The sequence below is a fragment of the Winogradskyella wandonensis genome, assembly GCF_004346845.1.
GTDB classification, from domain to species: Bacteria; Bacteroidota; Bacteroidia; order Flavobacteriales; family Flavobacteriaceae; genus Winogradskyella; species Winogradskyella wandonensis.
In genome coordinates, this window is sequence record NZ_SMGI01000003.1 from 176,627 (window position 1) to 194,728 (window position 18,102).

The 18,102-nt window shown below is 33.1% G+C and carries 24 protein-coding genes; 15 read left to right on the forward strand and 9 right to left on the reverse strand.

Annotated elements, in window-relative coordinates; translation table 11 throughout:
- Window positions 1-5 precede the first annotated feature (5 nt).
- Window positions 6-557 (reverse strand): nucleotide exchange factor GrpE, encoded by a 552-nt coding sequence (locus DFQ05_RS10070; protein WP_132705284.1) that lies wholly within the window; start codon window positions 555-557, stop codon window positions 6-8.
- Window positions 558-725: 168 nt separating this feature from the next.
- Window positions 726-1,238, reverse strand: coding sequence for a fasciclin domain-containing protein (locus tag DFQ05_RS10075; protein WP_132705285.1), 513 nt, complete (start codon window positions 1,236-1,238; stop codon window positions 726-728).
- Between the two features lie 137 nt (window positions 1,239-1,375).
- Here DFQ05_RS10075 and DFQ05_RS10080 point away from each other — a divergent pair, with 137 nt between their 5' ends.
- From DFQ05_RS10080 to DFQ05_RS10090, 3 genes are all read left to right on the forward strand, one after another.
- Window positions 1,376-1,921, forward strand: a complete 546-nt coding sequence (locus DFQ05_RS10080) for an RNA polymerase sigma factor (protein ID WP_132705286.1) — start codon at window positions 1,376-1,378, stop codon at window positions 1,919-1,921.
- A gap of 8 nt (window positions 1,922-1,929) precedes the next feature.
- On the forward strand, window positions 1,930-2,706 hold the full coding sequence (locus DFQ05_RS10085) for an anti-sigma factor (RefSeq protein ID WP_158281909.1): 777 nt from the start codon (window positions 1,930-1,932) through the stop codon (window positions 2,704-2,706).
- 90 nt (window positions 2,707-2,796) lie between these two features.
- Window positions 2,797-4,032, forward strand: coding sequence for a DEAD/DEAH box helicase (locus DFQ05_RS10090; RefSeq protein WP_132705288.1), 1,236 nt, complete (start codon window positions 2,797-2,799; stop codon window positions 4,030-4,032).
- Window positions 4,033-4,178: 146 nt separating this feature from the next.
- On the opposite strand, the gene DFQ05_RS10095 is transcribed toward DFQ05_RS10090, so the two are convergent.
- Genes DFQ05_RS10095 through DFQ05_RS10110 form a run of 4 tightly spaced genes read right to left on the reverse strand, consistent with a single transcriptional unit; the run spans window position 4,179 to window position 7,058 of the window.
- The gene (locus DFQ05_RS10095; RefSeq protein ID WP_132705289.1) at window positions 4,179-4,823 is read right to left on the reverse strand and encodes a hypothetical protein; all 645 of its coding nucleotides are present in this window, start codon (window positions 4,821-4,823) and stop codon (window positions 4,179-4,181) included.
- 3 nt (window positions 4,824-4,826) lie between these two features.
- Window positions 4,827-6,020: a hypothetical protein gene (locus DFQ05_RS10100; RefSeq protein WP_132705290.1), complete on the reverse strand. Its 1,194-nt coding sequence runs from the start codon at window positions 6,018-6,020 to the stop codon at window positions 4,827-4,829.
- Window positions 6,017-6,526 carry a hypothetical protein gene (locus tag DFQ05_RS10105; RefSeq protein ID WP_132705291.1) on the reverse strand — a complete coding sequence of 170 codons (510 nt, stop codon included), beginning with the start codon at window positions 6,524-6,526 and terminating at the stop codon, window positions 6,017-6,019. Before DFQ05_RS10105 ends, DFQ05_RS10100 begins: the two co-directional genes overlap by 4 nt.
- Window positions 6,510-7,058 (reverse strand): RNA polymerase sigma factor, encoded by a 549-nt coding sequence (locus DFQ05_RS10110; protein ID WP_132705292.1) that lies wholly within the window; start codon window positions 7,056-7,058, stop codon window positions 6,510-6,512. Before DFQ05_RS10110 ends, DFQ05_RS10105 begins: the two co-directional genes overlap by 17 nt.
- Window positions 7,059-7,180: 122 nt before the next feature.
- Between DFQ05_RS10110 and DFQ05_RS10115 the strand changes: the two genes are divergently transcribed.
- Complete coding sequence (locus DFQ05_RS10115) at window positions 7,181-8,506, forward strand: hypothetical protein (protein WP_132705293.1); 1,326 nt, start codon at window positions 7,181-7,183, stop codon at window positions 8,504-8,506.
- On the opposite strand, the gene DFQ05_RS10120 is transcribed toward DFQ05_RS10115, so the two are convergent.
- Both DFQ05_RS10120 and DFQ05_RS10125 read right to left on the reverse strand, forming a co-directional pair.
- Window positions 8,503-8,901 (reverse strand): hypothetical protein, encoded by a 399-nt coding sequence (locus DFQ05_RS10120; RefSeq protein WP_132705294.1) that lies wholly within the window; start codon window positions 8,899-8,901, stop codon window positions 8,503-8,505. The genes DFQ05_RS10115 and DFQ05_RS10120 overlap by 4 nt on opposite strands.
- Entirely contained in the window at window positions 8,891-9,469 is a 579-nt protein-coding gene (locus DFQ05_RS10125; protein WP_132705295.1) for an RNA polymerase sigma factor, read from the reverse strand. The genes DFQ05_RS10120 and DFQ05_RS10125 overlap by 11 nt, the downstream gene beginning before the upstream one ends.
- A 132-nt stretch (window positions 9,470-9,601) precedes the next feature.
- Here DFQ05_RS10125 and DFQ05_RS10130 point away from each other — a divergent pair, with 132 nt between their 5' ends.
- The 3 genes from DFQ05_RS10130 to DFQ05_RS10140 all read left to right on the forward strand — a co-directional run bounded on the left by DFQ05_RS10130 (window position 9,602) and on the right by DFQ05_RS10140 (window position 12,237).
- On the forward strand, window positions 9,602-9,973 hold the full coding sequence (locus DFQ05_RS10130; RefSeq protein WP_132705296.1) for a DUF6249 domain-containing protein: 372 nt from the start codon (window positions 9,602-9,604) through the stop codon (window positions 9,971-9,973).
- A gap of 81 nt (window positions 9,974-10,054) precedes the next feature.
- Window positions 10,055-11,047: a peptidase associated/transthyretin-like domain-containing protein gene (locus DFQ05_RS10135; protein ID WP_132705297.1), complete on the forward strand. Its 993-nt coding sequence runs from the start codon at window positions 10,055-10,057 to the stop codon at window positions 11,045-11,047.
- Window positions 11,048-11,070: 23 nt separating this feature from the next.
- A complete protein-coding gene (locus DFQ05_RS10140) occupies window positions 11,071-12,237 on the forward strand; it encodes an MFS transporter (protein WP_132705298.1) in 1,167 nt (388 codons plus the stop codon).
- On the opposite strand, the gene DFQ05_RS10145 is transcribed toward DFQ05_RS10140, so the two are convergent.
- Window positions 12,234-12,920, reverse strand: a complete 687-nt coding sequence (locus DFQ05_RS10145; protein WP_132705299.1) for a M15 family metallopeptidase — start codon at window positions 12,918-12,920, stop codon at window positions 12,234-12,236. The two genes, DFQ05_RS10140 and DFQ05_RS10145, sit on opposite strands and share 4 nt — an antisense overlap.
- A 26-nt stretch (window positions 12,921-12,946) precedes the next feature.
- Here DFQ05_RS10145 and DFQ05_RS10150 point away from each other — a divergent pair, with 26 nt between their 5' ends.
- The 8 genes from DFQ05_RS10150 to DFQ05_RS10180 all read left to right on the forward strand — a co-directional run bounded on the left by DFQ05_RS10150 (window position 12,947) and on the right by DFQ05_RS10180 (window position 17,930).
- Window positions 12,947-13,552, forward strand: coding sequence for an alpha-ketoglutarate-dependent dioxygenase AlkB family protein (locus DFQ05_RS10150; RefSeq protein ID WP_132705300.1), 606 nt, complete (start codon window positions 12,947-12,949; stop codon window positions 13,550-13,552).
- Between the two features lie 353 nt (window positions 13,553-13,905).
- Window positions 13,906-14,832, forward strand: a complete 927-nt coding sequence (locus DFQ05_RS10155) for an alpha/beta hydrolase (protein WP_132705301.1) — start codon at window positions 13,906-13,908, stop codon at window positions 14,830-14,832.
- Window positions 14,833-15,121: 289 nt separating this feature from the next.
- The gene (locus DFQ05_RS10160; protein ID WP_132705302.1) at window positions 15,122-15,982 is read left to right on the forward strand and encodes an SPFH domain-containing protein; all 861 of its coding nucleotides are present in this window, start codon (window positions 15,122-15,124) and stop codon (window positions 15,980-15,982) included.
- A 2-nt stretch (window positions 15,983-15,984) separates the two neighbouring features.
- Complete coding sequence (locus DFQ05_RS13705) at window positions 15,985-16,161, forward strand: hypothetical protein (RefSeq protein WP_199221988.1); 177 nt, start codon at window positions 15,985-15,987, stop codon at window positions 16,159-16,161.
- A 17-nt stretch (window positions 16,162-16,178) separates the two neighbouring features.
- Window positions 16,179-16,337 (forward strand): DUF4177 domain-containing protein, encoded by a 159-nt coding sequence (locus tag DFQ05_RS10165; RefSeq protein ID WP_132705303.1) that lies wholly within the window; start codon window positions 16,179-16,181, stop codon window positions 16,335-16,337.
- 2 nt (window positions 16,338-16,339) lie between these two features.
- Complete coding sequence (locus DFQ05_RS13710) at window positions 16,340-16,828, forward strand: hypothetical protein (RefSeq protein WP_199221989.1); 489 nt, start codon at window positions 16,340-16,342, stop codon at window positions 16,826-16,828.
- A complete protein-coding gene (locus tag DFQ05_RS10175; protein WP_132705304.1) occupies window positions 16,825-17,760 on the forward strand; it encodes an alpha/beta hydrolase in 936 nt (311 codons plus the stop codon). Before DFQ05_RS13710 ends, DFQ05_RS10175 begins: the two co-directional genes overlap by 4 nt.
- Window positions 17,761-17,762: 2 nt before the next feature.
- The gene (locus DFQ05_RS10180; protein ID WP_132705305.1) at window positions 17,763-17,930 is read left to right on the forward strand and encodes a type II toxin-antitoxin system antitoxin; all 168 of its coding nucleotides are present in this window, start codon (window positions 17,763-17,765) and stop codon (window positions 17,928-17,930) included.
- Window positions 17,931-18,102 lie beyond the last annotated feature (172 nt).

The window sequence follows — 18,102 nt, forward strand, 5'->3', positions numbered from 1 at the left end:
CTTAATTATTGTCCGATAACCACTTTTGGAAAGCGAATGACTTTATCTCCTAACTTATAACCGCGTTCTACAACATCGATAATTTTCCCTTTTAAATCTTCACTAGGTGCCGGAATTTGTGTAACAGCTTCGTGGTCATCTGCATTAAAATCATCGCCTTTATTGACTTCAATTTTGGCTAAACCTTTTTGCTCTAATGTATTTATTAATTTGTTGTAAATAAGCAATACACCTTTACGTAATTCTTCGGCTTCTTTGTCTTCTTCAATATGCATTAATGCGCGCTCGAAATCATCTAGCACAGGCAGCATAGCTATCATTACATCTTGACTAGCTGTTTTAAATAGCTCAATACGTTCTTTTGTTGTACGCTTTTTATAATTTTCGAACTCTGCAAACAAACGCATAAACTTATCTTTCTCTGCCGCGAGTTCGTCTTGTAATTTTTCCTCTTCAGATTTAGACGCTTCTACTTGTGCTTCACCTTCAAGCGTTTCTGTATCTTTAACTTCTAATTCTGGTGTTTCTATCTCTTGGTTTTTATCTTTTTTGCCCATTGTTTTAGACTAATTTTTAAATCTTCGATTTACGAAAGGCAAAAGTACTGCCAATATTCAAAAAATGTCAAAATGTCACAGGTTTTTTTCACTTCGGTTTATTTCATAAAAAAACACCTACTTTTCAGCAGGTGTTTCTCTTCTTCATAGCAGTTTTTCCTAATCTAACTATTTAGGCATTACTACTGTGTCAATTACGTGAATTATACCATTACTTGCCTTTACATCTGTTGCCACTATTTCACTATAATTACCGTTTTGGTCTTTTAACCAGATTTTTCCGTCTTTAGACATCACGGTTAATACTTGTCCGTTAAGTCCTTTGACCTCAACTTTTCCGTTATTCTTTTTTAAGGCAGCTACCACATCACTTGCCATTAATTTAGATGGTACAACGTGGTATGTTAAGATATTTGCTAGAGCTTTTTTGTTTTCTGGTTTAAGTAAGTTACCTAAGGTAGCTTGGTCTATTTTACCAAATGCTGCATTTGTCGGCGCAAATACTGTAAATGGGCCATCTCCTTGGAGTGCTGATACTAAATCTGCCGCTTTTAATGCAGTGACTAGTGTAGAGAAATCTTCGTTACCGACGGCAACATCGACAATTGTTTTTTGTGCTGTAGCTGCTGTACTTAATGTTAATGCAGTTACCATACTAAAAATAAAAACTAACTTTTTCATAATTTTTTTGTTTTAAGGATTATTGGTTAAATGTTTTAAACACATTTTTTTCGTTTTGATGTGCTTTCATTTATATTTACACAACACTATTTGCCTTGGATGAGCAGATGGATACATTTGGCAAATCTTTAACATTAATGCAAGACAACGCACTTCTTATTAAACAACTACAAGCTAAAGACGAGCGTGCGTTATCTAAACTCTACGATAATTATTCTGGTGCACTTTACAGCGTGATTCTTAAAATGATTAAAGATGAAGGCATTGCTCAAGACCTTTTACAGGAAACCTTTATAACCATTTGGGATAAATCCCATCAGTACAGTGCAGAAAAAGGACGGTTTTACACCTGGGCTTACCGTATTGCGAAGAACAAAGTGTTAAATTTTATTAGAAAACGTGATATTCTCATCCAAAAAGAAGATTTAAGTGTATATAAAATCGAAGAAGAACCTGTAACATTTGATGATGAATTTTTGAAGCTAAAAGGCGCTATCAATAAATTAGAAACGCACCACCAAAAAGCAATAGAATTAGTATATTTTAAAGGATTAACGCATCGTGAAGCACATAAAGATATGGATGTTCCTTTGGGGACATTTAAATCATACATACAGCAAGCATTGCGACAATTAAAAAGTATTTACGGAGAACTTTTATCGGTATTATTTTTGATTATGTAACAATGAAGATGAAGACGACAAAAGACAACATATTACAAGAAGGCTTACTAGAACAGTATGTTTTGGGGGAACTCGATGCTACACAAGAAAAAAGTATTGAGCAACTCCGTATGTCTGATAAAGACATTGCCAACAAACTTGATAGTATCGAAAGAAATTTCGAAAAAATAGGCTTAGAAAATGCTATTGCTCCACCTGCTGGGGTTAAAGTGAATCTTCTTACTAAGGTTAGCAACTTTAGTGAATCAGTTGAAGAAAAGCCGAACTCTTATAAACTTTGGTTAGGTATAGCCGCAAGTTTTGCTACATTTCTTTTATTAGGGTCTTTATGGTTATATTCAGAATTAAACACAGTAAAAGAAGAATTAGACATTGTTGGTAATCAAAATGAAGCTTTGCAAAAAGATTTAGAAGGACTTACTAAAAGCTACAACGAAACAAACAAATGGTATACAGCAATTTCTAATCCAGACACAGAGCAATATATCTTAAGAGGAAATATACAATTACCCGACGCCAAAATTGTAAGCTATGTTAATCATACCAATAAAACTGTAATAATTAACACGCAAAAGCTTCCTGAATTAGACAAAGACCATGACTACCAAATGTGGGCAGATGTCGATGGTGAAATGATTGATATGGGTGTTATCGCTAAAGACAAGTCGTTAATGGCAATGACCTATATAGATAATGCCGAGTCTCTTAATATTACCATTGAACCTGCTGGTGGAAACGACCATCCAACAGTTGAGCGTTTAATATCTAATGTGTATTTAGATTAAGTAAGGTTCTCGATACGATTTTCTAAAAGGAAATCACTCGAACAGTCGACGACATTTATTTTATTCTACCTTTGTGGCAAACACGAATAGATGTCATTCAAAGACTTACCATTAAATAAACCATTATTACGTGCTGTTGTAGAATCGGGTTATACCGAACCCACATTAATTCAGCAACGATGCATTCCGCATATCATTGAGAAGAAAGACGTGGTAGCTTCTGCACAAACAGGAACCGGTAAAACGGCAGCTTTTGCCTTACCCATTTTACAATTGTTGTTTGATAAGCAAGACGCACCAAAGCGTGGCAAAAAAATCCGTGCACTAGTAGTAAGTCCAACTAGGGAATTAGCTGTACAGATAAATGAAAACTTTAAAACCTACTCAAAACATACAAATTTAAGGTCAACAGTTATATTTGGTGGCACTTCAATAGAACCACAAATTGACGTTTTGAAGAAAGGTATTGACATCTTAATTGCAACACCCGGACGTTTATTGGACTTACACAAACAAGATTATATAAATCTCGATTATATTGAAACTTTAGTTCTCGATGAAGCCGATTTAATGCTAGATATGGGCTTTATTGACGATGTAAAAAAGATTGAACGTTTGTGCCCTGAAGACAGACAAACATTATTATTCTCAGCTACGATTCCGTATAAGGTAGAACAATTGGCAAATTCTATATTAAAAGAGCCAATCCGTGTAGATGTGACGCCATCTAAATCGGTAGCAACTGCCATTAATCAGATGTTGTATTATGTGCCAAAACGCAATAAAATGGAATTGTGTTTACATCTATTACGAAACACAGTAAAAGGCAATATCCTCATATTTCGACGCACTAAATTTGGTGTAGATAAGCTTGAAAAAACTCTACAAAAAAACGGTTATAAAGTCGACAGTATTCATGGTGATAAAAACCAAAGCGATAGACAAACCGCACTAAATAAATTCAAAAATGGCTATGTAAAAATACTGATAGCTACTGACGTTGCCGCTCGTGGGATTGACATAAATGAACTCGATTCTGTTATTAATTTTGACATGCCAAATGTACCCGACACTTACGTGCACAGAATTGGACGTACAGGTCGTGCTGGAAATGTCGGTACTGCATATTCATTGTGTTCTGCAGATGAAAAGAGTTATGTAAAGAAAATACAAGAGTCAATAAATATTCAAATTCCTGTTGAGGAAAATCATCCTTATCCCTTAGACCCAAAGGCGAAACCAATTGTTCACAAAAAGAAAGGTAGTAAGTACAAAAAAGGACGTAAAGGCGAAGGGTCTAAAAAAAAGAAGAAGCGATGGTATTAATTTTTAGACCGCTAGCGCTGTTAGAAGTTAGACTGCTTCGCTTTTAAAACGCTTTGCTGTTAGATTTTAACATGAGAGATTACATTCAGACTATTGATTTTCTGATGTCTAATCTCTCATTTCTATTCTCTATCTTCAATTTTTATCTACTCAAACGTCATTTCGAATAACAAATAATGTTTTATCCCAAATTTACTTCCCCAATTCTCTAAGTCTTTACCTGCTGTACCAACCTCGCACCATGATTTTGACCCATCTTCGCGTTCATATGGTAAAATGTAAGCCAGTAAATAAAACGGCTTGTTATACTGAATGTCTAGATTACTTTCATCCGCAATGTTGCGTAAGCTGTAATCTTTAGATTTTGTGGCTTTAAATTCTTTGTTTGTGCTAAAACGAGGGAATTTAAATTTCATCTGCAGTTTGTTATCAACGTGCTTTGCCAAAATTCTCATCTTAAGCTCTCCCTTTTTTAAAGTTGCAAATTGCGGAACGCCTAAGTTTTTACTGTCAACAACTACAGATTCTGATTTTACTTTACCATTCCAGATCTCCTTAACGGTAATTTTATAAGCTTTTCCTTTTAACTCTTCACCTTCAAAATTTATTTTCATATAGTCGATTCCTTCAAAATCGAGAATATCACTTAACTCATAATTATCGGATGAATAATCTGTGGTCATTTTTAAGCCTGAAGGCGCTTTAATCTCTACTAACTCTTCTTGACTTTGTTGTGCTGTTAAACTGCTGAAGCAAATTAATGCAACAGCCAATACTTGTAGTTTTCTCATGATTTATTTATTAATTTTTTTGATTGAATCCTCGTGTGTGTAGATGATGCCATGTACAATATCGAAGTAGATATCTCCAGACAATGCTTCGCCTGGATGTGGGTCTTTGGTCATCATGGTATATTTTTCTCCTGTTTTTGTAGGCTGAAGGTTTGCTACAAAATTCTGACCAATTATATTCTTAGTGTTATTTCCAATGACTTTCATACTATGATTTGTCTTTGGATAGAATAAATGGATTTTGGAATACTCAGAAAACAAACCGAAATGGTCAAAATCTTTAGACCAATTGTAAAACCAATATTCGCTATTAAAATCCGTGATTTTTGTTTGTTTGCCAATTTCACCGATTTCAATTTTTGAAAATTCGGATTTGATTTCTGTTTGCGAAATAGACGCTATATTAGAATTGTAGACACTTTTCAGATTATACGTACCTCCTAAAATGCGTTCTGCATCAAAAGATAGCACGTTGTTTAGCTTTATGTTATTGTATAAATTCCTTAACTCTTCTACATTCAATTTTCCTTTGGTTTGGCTAATTGATAATTCGTTTTGTATTTCTCCCCCGAAGTATATGTTTGAATTTTCAGCATTAATATTCAATTTAATAAATGGTGGTATTTTAATAATAAACTTACTCTTCATGATATCAACTCGTTTACTACTTACTTCATTAAACATATTATTTCTATCATTTCCTTTAAAGAAGGTAAACTGTTGTAAAAACTGCTCCGGATTTGGTGTTCTATTTCTTTGGATAACTTTTAATAAAGAATCTTTAGAAATTCTAACAACACTATCATTATCCGTTTTGGTTTTAATAGATGTGTTACTTGGTTTAAAAAGCAGTTTATCCTCATTGTCCACTGAATAATTAATGAGTTGTATTGCTTTGTTACTATTAACCTCAAGAGTTATATGATTATTGGATTGCGCCGTTTTAATACTAATCTTTTCCAAAGTCTCTGCTATCTGCTTTCTTGAATACCCTTTAAACTCCAAGGCATAATTTAAATGTAGTTTACCATCATTAGACTCCTCTATTCTTACAGTAGTATTTTTAAAATTGAAAACCACGCTCATATCTTTTGTTGCAGGAATGGATTTCTTAAGAATATTCCTGTAGTCAAAGTCTTGACTATATAAGCTTACCGACGTGATGAATATCAGTAAGATTGTAAATAGATTTCTCATAATGTTCGTGGTTTTTGATTTAATATCTTGATGTGCTCTTGGATGTCTTTAAGCAATTGTAAACGTGTTTGTAGATTTTGTATTAGCATTTCTACAACAGCTATATTGTTAGTATCATTTTTAAATGCTATTGAAATCTCTTTGTAATCTTCATCCAAATCCAATAGACGTTTTTCGTAGCGTTTTACCAAAACCGAATCTGTAGCAATAGCTTTAAAATTTTGCCATTCAGTTTCAATATTTGCTAGATATTCTTTTTCTACTTGGGCAACTTGCGCTACGAGCGGATTCTCTTCTGCTTCTGGTTTTTGCAAAGTAAAAAAGCCTACGGTTAGCGCAATTACAACCACTGCTGCTATTCGCAGAAATAGATAATTAGATTTGTTAGACTCATTAGATTTTTCAGAATTTAACTTGGCTAAAAATTCTTCGCGATGGTTTCTTGGTAACTCGTGTTTGGTGTCTTCAACCTCATTTTTAAATAATTCTCTAATATCTCGCTTCATTATATCTTGTTTTAAGTAGTTCTTGTAATTGTTGTTTGGCGCGTCGTAGCTGTGTTCTAGATGTTTTTATGTTGATATCCAAAATCTCTGAAATTTCTTCGTGGTCGTAACCATCAATCAAGTAAAGTCTAATGACTAATCGGTATTTTTCTGGCAATTGAGTAATAGCTTCAACAATTTGCGTTTTAGTTATTGAGGTTTCAAACTGCCAATTGCTATCATCTACAATTTGAAGATTATCGGTTTCTAAAGATTCCGTTTCAAATTTATTTTTTCTAATGGTATCAATACATTGGTTAATGATTATTCGTTTTAACCAAACACCAAATGTTGATGTCTCCGTATAATTTTCAATATTAAAAAACGCCTTCAAAAAGCCTTCTTGCATGGCGTCTTTAGCATCTTCCTTATTATTTAAATATCTACACGCTACATTATACATAGCCTCACAATAACTATCATACACTTGCATCTGTGCTTTTTGGTTGCCGCGTTTGCAAGCATTGATAAGTTGATTGGTTTTGTTTTGCATTTGTTTAGTTAGGTTCTCTACTTCTAAAAACGAGAAAAAATCATAAGAGTTTCAAAATGAATTAAAAAAATAGACATTTAATCTTAATATGATTAATTTTAATCGCTAATAAACCACAACCCATGAGCAAAGACTACAATAATCCTGCTTTTAAGAAACTTTTAGAAAAATTACAAGAAGAAAGTTGGCAGTTAGAACTTCTAATATCTGGTTTTGCAATTTTTGGGCTATTTACAGCTTATGAGCCTATAAATATTTACCTAAAAGAATCCATAGCTACGGGCCAAGACTACAAAAGGGCAGTTTTTACTGTCACTAAAATTTCTTGCATAATATTAACGTTTAGCTTATTGGTCCATGTATTATTAAGAGGTTTATGGATTGGCGCTCTGGGCTTACGTTACGTTTCTGGCGATATAGATTACGAAGAACTAAATTACGGGCAAAAGTTTACAAAGTATCTTAAGAAAAGAGTTGGCTCTTTTGATAAATACATTGCCACATTAGAGAATTATTGCAGTATTATTTTTGCTGCTTCTTTTCTTTTAATTTTCTATGTCTTGGCTATGACTTTTATAATAATAACCATTGGTTTTACTGGTAATAGTATTATAAGTAGCGATTGGCTACCCGAGTGGCTTGCCCTAGGTTTTGGAATTCCGTTTATGATATTTATTGTCATAGGCATGTTTTTAACGTTTATTGATTTTGTAACACAAGGTTTTTTGAAGAAAAAGAAGTGGTTGGCAAAAATCTACTTTCCGTTTTATTGGGTGTTTAGTTTTATTACGCTATCCTTTTTATATCGTCCTATTGTTTACAACTTTTTAGACAACAAATTTGGAAGACGTTTTAGCCTACTGCTATTTCCGCTATTTATTGGTATTGCTATTTCCTTTTCACTTCACTATAATTTTTCAAATTACTTTAGTCCGGAAAACAACTCCAACGAATACATCTCGAATAGAGAAAATTATGAAGATTTATTAGATGAAAAATTAGGATTTATAGACCACATCACTATTCAATCCAAAGTTGTAAAAGAGAATTACATTAAAGTTTTTGTACCTTATTCTGAAACTATTGAAAATCGAATTTTTTATTTCAACGAAGGCTTAAAGCCTGAAAAAGATATCCGTGGACTAGACACAGACGTTATTAATATTAATGTTAGTGATAGAAAAATAAACAGAGACAGCCTTAGACGTGAATATTTAACCACGTTTAACAAAATATATTACACCAAAATAGATTCCGTTGTTGTAAAATCTGATTTTATAGTTAGTCATACCAAAAAAGGTACTCTTGGTTTTGAAACATTTTTATCCACAAAAAATTTATCAGACGGCAAGCATACTCTAGAGTTTAAGAGAAAAGGACTAAATAAAGAAAAGGACACCTTATATTACAGTATTGCCAAAATCCCGTTTTGGTATTATCCAGACTAAAACTGTAATCGTTTATCGACATATGTTTTTAATATTGGAATTTGTAGCCCAATCATTAAAGTAAAAGCGATTGCCGCATAAATTAATGTCTGCGAGACATTAAAGTCAAAATCTTTTAATGGATTGAAACTTATTTGTGATAAGTTGAGAAGTTCTGATAATCTTGAGGTTGATTCACTTTTATCTAAAAATGCGTAAATCACAAGGGAAACAAGAGCAAATCCAATAATATACCAAACCCATTTAGAAATTAACGGTTTGTAAACGGTAGCTTCAGATTTTACATTTAGTTGCTCTAAAACTTGGTTTGTAAAGTCTGATGATGGCTTTTCTAATGCATCATTTGCCATTAATTGGTCTACAAAAAATTCTAGTTCTTTATCATTAGGCTCCATAACTTCTTGTATTTTCTAGTTTTAAATGCTTTTCTAAAATTACTGCTAATTTTTTTCTAGCTCTAAATAGTTTCACTTTTATTGTATTGGCTGACACCTCTATAACCTCTGATATTTCATCTAAAGATAACTCTTCAAAATAAAATAGTGTTAATAGATAACTGTCTTCACTAGGCAACATATTTACACATTGCTTAATCAAGTTAGTTTTTTCAGTCTTAATCATACCTTCTAAAGCATTGTCAATCGTTTCAATTTTATTTATTGTAAACTCATCTATAGACACATCTTTTAAGTGTTTTTTATTCTTTTTTATAGTATCTAAACAGGTATTATACGTCACCCTATAAATCCATGTAGAGAACTTAGAATCTCCCTTAAACTTATCTAAAGATTTATATACTTTAACAAAGGCATCTTGCGCCACTTCCTCTGCTTCTTCTCTATTCTTCAACATACGCAACGCTAAAGTAAAGACCAAGTCTTTATAACGGTCTACCAATTGCCCATAAGCATTATGGTCTCCATCTATGATTAGCGCTATAAGTTGATTGTCGTTAGTGGTCATTTTTATTTAAGACGACTATAATCTGAATTAGGTTACAGAATTAAAAAAAATAAAATTCTTGTAACCTCTTTTTAAAACTTGTCGTCATAAGCTATGAACAGATTAAAATTAATCAATTAAAAAACAAACATTATGATAACCAGTTTACTTATCAACAGCTCAGACGATGCGGCAGAATTATTAATCCCTATTAGTTTTTTTCTAGTCGTCTTTGGAATTATTTACTTGTACTTTTCAACCAGAAACAAAGAACGTTTAGCACTTATAGAAAAAGGTGCAGATGCTAGTATTTTTAATATTGGTAAACGCGGCTCATCATGGAAAGTCGTAGTTATTAATTTAGCATTTTTATTAATGGGTATAGGTTTAGGTACTTTTTTAGCTGCACTAATTGATACTTATACCGATCTTGAAGAAGGCGCCATGGCAGCAGTAATTTTCTTTATGGCTGGTGTAGGACTTTATGTTGGATACTTACAGACCAAAAAAGATTTAGACAATTAACAATCAATCAGCCCAATTAAAAAGCCGTTATCAAGTACTTTGGTAACGGCTTTTCTATTTGAAATAATGTATATTAGAACTATGATTAAACATCTCTGCTTTTTTTCGACAGTCTTTTTAAGCATTCTCCAAAGTCACACGCAAATTTCAATTTTAGATGGAGACTCTAAACTACCAGTTTCTTACGCTTCAATATCTTTTGGAAATGGTAACGGCATCGTTGCCGATGATGAAGGAATTTTTGTTTTTACAAAAAAACTCTATCCAGATATTGATTCTTTATATATCTCTGCCTTAGGCTATAAAGATTTATCGATAAGTACAAAACAATTACAACCTCAGCTTTTTTTATATCCGCAAGCCGATGAGCTAGATGAAGTTGTTATTGGTGTAAAAATTGATAAAACTGAAGGTAAAAAATACAAAACCGAAAGTCTTAAACCTTACCTCGATGACGACTACTATAAATGTTGGCTACCAACGATAGAATCTGAGATTGCCGTGTATTTCCCAAATGAGGATGACAGACTCAAACGTATAGCTAAAGTTAAATTTCCTATTGCTTTAGAATCTAAAGAATGGAAAAACAGAAAGAAAGCTAATAAAGAAAAGAAGAAATTCTCTACACTTTTCAAAGTAAATATTTATGAAAATCTTTACGGTAAACCTGGCCGAAATCTAAATACCGAAACTATAGTGTTTAGAGCTACAGAACAAGATGGCGATTATCACGAGTTAGACATAGAGGAACAAAACATTTTAATACCAGAAGAAGGTGTTTTTATCTCTCTGCAAGTCATTGGATATACAAACAAAAACGGCAAATTGCTCCCAAATAAGAAATACAAGGAAATAAAAGGGCCACAAGGAACAGTGAAAATACCTACCAATTTTAGACCATTACTTCCGTTTACTAATCAAATATCAGAAAATAGAACCTTTGTAAAGCGTGTTTTTATAAACGGAAATAATTGGCAGATGTTTAAAAAAGGAAACGGTTTTCAGTCTTCTCTTCTTAAAAGTGGACTTAACAATTATGGGATTGGCATAGATTTACACGTGTTTAAAGATTGATTTCTATTTAAATATTGTTCTTGTTGAAAACTCCAAAATACATTCTTCCTGTAATTATTTTTTCTCAGTTCTGCTGTACGTCACTTTGGTTTGCTGGTAACGCCATAATCGACGACTTATCATTGAACTTTAATTTATACGCATCCGCATTAGGAGAATTGACCTCAGCTGTACAGTTTGGTTTTATTTTAGGCACATTTTTATTCGCAATTTTAACTATTACCGATAGGTTTTCGGCTTCAAAAGTATTTTTCTTTTCAGCAGTAATAGCTGGATTTATCAATCTATCATGTCTTCTTCCGAATAATTCTTTAGCTTCTCTTCTTTTAATTCGGTTTGCAACTGGATTTTTCTTGGCAGGTATCTATCCTGTTGGAATGAAAATAGCGTCTGACTTTTTTAAAGCTGGACTTGGAAAATCTCTAAGCTATTTGGTAGGCGCATTAGTATTAGGCACTGCTTTTCCGCATTTACTAAATACTAATTTGCTTCAGTTAAATTGGACAACTGTTGTTTTTTCTACATCCACACTATCGATTATTGGCGGTACTTTAATACTAGCTTTTGTTTCAAACGGACCTTATTATAAAAAAGCACTTTATTTCGATGCTAGAAAACTATTTAAAGTCTTTAGGAACCGAGCTTTTAAATCTGCTGCATTTGGCTACTTTGGACACATGTGGGAGCTCTATACCTTTTGGGCTTTTACTCCGATTTTATTAAGTGTATATCAAGATACACACTTAAGCGTCAGTTTTAACATTCCTCTTTTTTCGTTCTTAATCATTGCTATTGGTAGTCTTGGATGTATTATTGGAGGACATATGGCTTCTAAATACAGCACTAAATCCGTTGCAAAAATGGCCTTAGTGGTATCTGGCTGTTGCTGCTTGTTCTCTCCTATTTTCTTATCTATCGACTCTCAAACTATCTTTATTATATTTTTAATGATTTGGGGAATGGCAGTCATTGCAGATTCGCCTTTATTTTCTACACTCGTAGCTCAGAATGTTGCCGCCGACGCTAAAGGAACAGCACTTACCATAGTTAATTGTATAGGATTTGCTATTACAATTGTAAGCCTTCTAATATTTAATTCATTATTAGAACATTTTAATACAAAGTATCTTTTTACGATACTAGCACTAGGTCCATTATTTGGCTTATATCATTTAAGGAAAAGTGCTTAGTCTACAATCTCAAAATCAAAATAAGTATCAGGAAATGGCTCACCTCGAAGTGTAAAATGCCACCATTCTTTAGGATAATTTCTAAATCCATGTTTTAGCATTACGCTTTGAAGACGTTGCCGATTTTGTTTTTGCACATCTGTAATATTTTGGTAATCTACCCAAGACGGTTCTCCAAAAAAATCATACGGACTTCCCATGTCCAAGGGTTTACCAGTTTCTCCACTGATGATAGTTAAATCTATTGTGCTACCACGACTATGCCCGGATTTACTGGCAATATAACCCTCTTTAAATAGGTGACGCTTATTTACATTGGGATAAAACCTTGACTTGTTAGTGGTATCGTTAATCTGCCTTGCCCAACGCACAAAATGATTAACTGCTGTTTGAGGTCGATAGCCATCATACACCTTTAAACAGAGATTTTGCCTTTGTAGCTCGTCTTGTACTAACTTTAATTGTTTGGCCGCTGCTTTAGTAAGGTAAAGCGTATTAGATTTATAACCATCTATTGTATCACCGACAAAATTATTATTAGTATAATATCTCAATTCTACATCTAAATCTGGAATGATTGATTGTACTTTAATGAAACCATCTGGTACGGTTTGTAGCTGTTGCATAGAGTAAAAACCAATAGCAATCAGAAAAAGAAATATGGTATTTTTGTAAAACTTCATCAAAGCTAAGTTAGATAAAAAAAGTTATGGATTTATTTTCTGAAGAAAAACAGGTTTTCAACCTACCAGATGCAGAACTCATTTATTATCCAAACTTTTTATCTAAGCAAGAAGCTGACCAACTCTTTGATACACTAAAACAAGAAACAGACTGGCAAGAAGACGACATTAAAATATTTGGCAAAGTCTATAAGCAACCGAGGTTAACGACACTTTACGGAGAAAACAATCAACCGTACGCCTATTCTAGTATAACCATGAACCCAAAACCATTTACGCATGAGGTTAAGGCCATAAAAACAAAAATTGAAACTAAAACAGAACATCAATTTAATACTGTATTACTTAATTTGTATAGAAATGGTAATGATAGTAATGGCTGGCATGCAGATAACGAAAAGGAATTAGGTAAAAATCCTGTTATTGCCTCCTTAACAATAGGAGAAGAACGACCATTTCATTTTAAACATCGAAAATTCAAAGAAGAACGCCATAAACTAATACTTAAGCATGGTAGCTTATTGATTATGAAAGGTGCTATGCAACACCACTGGCTACATCAAATAGCTAAAACCAAAAAAGCAATTGGAGAACGGATCAATCTTACATTTAGAAAACTGGTAAGTCTATAAAAATGAAAAGTCGAGATCCCTCAATCTCGACTTTTCTAATTTGCTTTAATTTTATGCTAGTAGATTCAGGGTTACTAAAGCCAACAACATAATGCAAATATTTAATTAATTAATCCATTGAACTAAAAACTAATTTAGTACACCACAAATATAAGAGCACATTTTAAATAGAACGATTAAAAACATTATTAATCGATGAAATACATTAAATTTTAACATTTATAGATAAAAAACACATTTTTACCGATAAAAAACACTATTAAACAAAGTTCTCTAATAAGATAAATAACAATAAGTCACTTATAATTCTTGTTATAGAAAGCGTAACTTTGCTAGACATTACGTAATACATCATGAAAAAAATATTACATCTATTTTTCTGTTTGATAATTTCAACATCCTTCGCGCAACAAACGGACTTCGAAGAGAAAGAACTCACAGTTACTGATTTAATAGACGGAACACTCTTAGCTCCAAAAAATAATCGAGAAACCAATTTAGCTATCATAATAGCTGGTTCTGGTCCAACAAATAGAAACGGAAACCAAAACTTTTTAAAGAGTAACAATTTAAAAAAGCTTGCAATAGCACTTTCTGAAAATGATATTTCATCCTTTAGATATGATAAGCGCATTGTTAAACAAATAAAAACAGGAAAAGTCGATGTTAAGTCTATGCGTTTCGAGGATTTTGTGTCCGATGCTAAAGATGTTATTAATTACTTTAAGGCCGAAAATAAATACTCTAAAATATATGTCATTGGCCATAGCCAAGGTAGTTTAGTAGGTATGCTTGCATTAGAAGAGGCAGATGGTTTTATTTCTCTAGCGGGTGCGGGACAAAAAATAGGAGACGTTATTATTGATCAGATTAACAATACGGCAAGACAATATGTAGAAGACACTAAAAGGGTTGTAACTAAATTACAAGCTGGTGAAATTGCAAATGACTACCCGATTGCGCTAGCGTCTATGTTTAATCTAGACATCCAACCGTTTATGATATCTTGGATGGCATATAATCCGACGGAAATAATTTCAGAAATAAAAAAACCAATTCTAATCGTAAATGGTACTAAAGATTTACAAGTTTCTGAAGACGAAGCTAAACTGCTAGCGAAAGCAAATCCTAATGCTAAACTCCGAATTATTGAAAACATGAATCATGTGTTATTTACCATTGAGGGCGATAGATTAGAAAATTCTAAATCCTATGGCGAATCGTTTAGACCGATTAATCCAGAATTAATTGATAGCATCGTCGAATTCATAAAGAATTAAAAGGAATTCCAAAAAACAACAATTAAAAAAGCCGTTTCATATCTGAAACGGCTTCTTTACTAACTAACCAACCAATCGTAATGAAAGCGTTTGTAGTATCGTCGGTAACCAGCCGACTTTCGCATTTATCATTACACTTTTATAAGAGCAAATGGCGTGCCAAACTTTATTTTTAATAAAAAATATTATTCTTGTAACATTTAAAAATATTTGGCTACTAATATTTTAAATCATATCTTTATGATATCATTTTAATATCATATTAAATCAACTATTAAAATATTAAACCATGAAAGAAGAAAAAATCATTGTCCCAGCTAACGGTTACCTTATGTTATTTGTGTTCTTAGTCCTATTCTTTGGGAGCATAGCGCTTATACCAATCTATCAAACACCTTGGCCAGTTATTGGTATTGTTGCAGCATTAATCATTGCCTTTGGGTTTTTAATGGTACAACCTAATGGCTCTCGTGTACTCTTACTATTCGGAAAGTATGTCGGTACTGTAAAAAAGAACGGTTACTACTGGGTAAATCCATTTTATACCAAAAAGAAAATATCGCTTCGCGCCAGTAACTTTGATAGTGAACGCTTAAAGGTCAACGATAAACTTGGTAATCCAGTTATGATTAGCACCATACTCGTATGGCGTGTGCAAAACACTTATAAAGCAGCTTTTGATGTCGATAATTACGAAAACTTTGTGCGTGTGCAAACGGATGCTGCAGTGCGTAAACTAGCTAGTATGTATCCTTACGATAACTTTGCCGATGAGGGACATGACGAAGATATTACACTACGTTCTAGTGTTAATGAGGTAAGCAATGCCTTAGAAAAAGAAATCGACGAGCGTTTATCCATCGCTGGCATCGAAGTATTAGAAGCACGTATTGGTTACTTAGCTTACGCGCAAGAAATCGCAAATGCCATGCTTAAACGCCAACAAGCAACAGCCATAGTTGCCGCTAGACATAAAATTGTAGAAGGCGCGGTGAGCATGGTAGAAATGGCAATAGAAGAACTTAATAAAAAGAACGTTGTTGATTTAGACGAAGAGCGCAAAGCAGCTATGGTGAGTAACCTTATGGTTGTTCTTTGTGGAGATAAAGATGCCTCTCCTGTTGTTAACACAGGAACTCTAAATCACTAATAATGAACAAAAACCAGACATATAGCATTGCTATTGGCAGTGCTATGGGCTTAAGTATAGGAACCACGATAGGTGCAGTAACAGGCAATATTGCTATGAGTTTAATTTACGGCTCTTTAATCGGTACAATAATAGGTGCTGTTATTGCTATGGTAGTTTTTAAAAATACTGAAGACTAGAAAAAATACACCAAATAATGAAAGAATATAAAGTTGTTCACCTAAAATTAGGTTGGAAAAACCGCCTTCAAGCATTAGAAGACATACTTAATCAGTATGCTCGCGAAGGATGGATAGTTAAAGAAATGGGACATGGTTGGACCAGTGCCATATTAGAAAGAGATAAAAATAGATAAAAATGAAAATTTTTAAAGAACAACAACGATTTACGCAATCGTGGCTAATAATACTCATATTGGTTAGTATGGTTGTTCCTGTAGCTGTTATTCTCAAAGATACAGACAAGATGCCTCTGACCGAATTAATTATTGCCTTGGCTGTTATTATAATAACACCATGCATCATTTTTATATTTCAGCTTAACACAAGGATTGACGAAGAAGGCATACATTATCAATTTTTCCCATTTCATTTAAAATACCGCTTAATTAAATGGAACGAGATAAATAAAAGTTATGTTAGAACCTATGACCCTATTGGCGAATACGGTGGCTGGGGATTAAAAGGAGGATTTTTATGGAAAAAATCCAAAGGCATTGCCATTAATGTAAAAGGCGATATAGGTATACAGCTAGAGTTAACTAGTGGAAAGAAAATTTTAATAGGTACGCAAAAGAAAGCACAAGCCGAAAGCACCTTAGAAAACTATAAACATAAAATGTCATGAAAACAATTTTACTAAGCTTTGCATTTTGCTTTTCGCTCTTTGTATTAGGGCAAAACCAAATTGCGTCAGAAGAAAAGCTTTTAATGAATGATAGCATTCAGTTACCAGGAACGTTAACCTATACTTCAGAATTAAAAACGCAGCCGCTAGTTATATTTGTTCAAGGCTCGGGAAATCCAGATAGAAATGGCAACCAACCAGCAATGGGCGTAAATATTAATTATATTAAACTGCTTAGAGATAAATTGAATAAAAATGGTATTGCTTTTTATAGTTACGATAAACGAAATGTGACTAAAGAGAACATGCCATATTTACTAAAAAGCTTTGTGTTTGACGATTTAGTTACTGATGTCACTACAGCTATCGATGCCTTTAAAAATGATGAGCGATTTTCGTATATTACCTTAATTGGTCATAGTCAAGGCTCGTTAGTGGCAATGCTAGCCGTAAACGAAAACGTAGACAAGTTTGTATCATTAGCTGGACTTGGAGAACCTGTAGATTTGGCATTAACACGCCAAATAACCGCACAAAGTGCGCAATTAGGAGAAAAAACTAAAGCACACTTTAAGGAGCTTAAAGAAACGGGAGAGATAAAAAATGTTGACCCATTACTTATCTCCATTTTTGCTAAACAAAATCTTCCCTTTTTTAAGAATTACATTAAGTACAATCCAGCAGAAGTTATTAAAACGCTAACGATTCCTGCACTTGTAATAAATGGTAAAAAGGATATACAAGTCTTAGTAAATGATGCCAATTTATTGCACGCTGCTAAGCCAGATTCAGAACTTGTAATAATCGATAAAATGAATCATGTCCTTAAAATTATCGAAAAAGACAGTGATAACCTAGCATCTTACACGTCTCCTAACTTTCCATTATCTGAAGAGTTGGTAACGGTAATTTCAAATTTTGTAAAACAGTAAAAATGGCTAAGAAAAAAGCATTTGCATTACGACTTAACGAAGAAATGCTAAAGGCTATTGAGAAATGGGCTACGGACGAATTTCGCAGTACCAATGGCCAAATAGAATGGATGCTCATGCAATACCTTAAAGAACATAAAAGACAACCCAAACAAAAAGATAAAGAGTGACTTTAATAGTCACTTTTTTTGTGTTTCAATTTTTGTATTTTGCTGAAATATTTTATTTATGAAAAGCCTCTTTAAGAATACTTTAATTTTTATCTCACTTTTATTTTTCTCTAATATAGTCGCCTCACAGGAATTGACTATTGAAAGTGTCAATGAAAACAGCTCTAAAAAA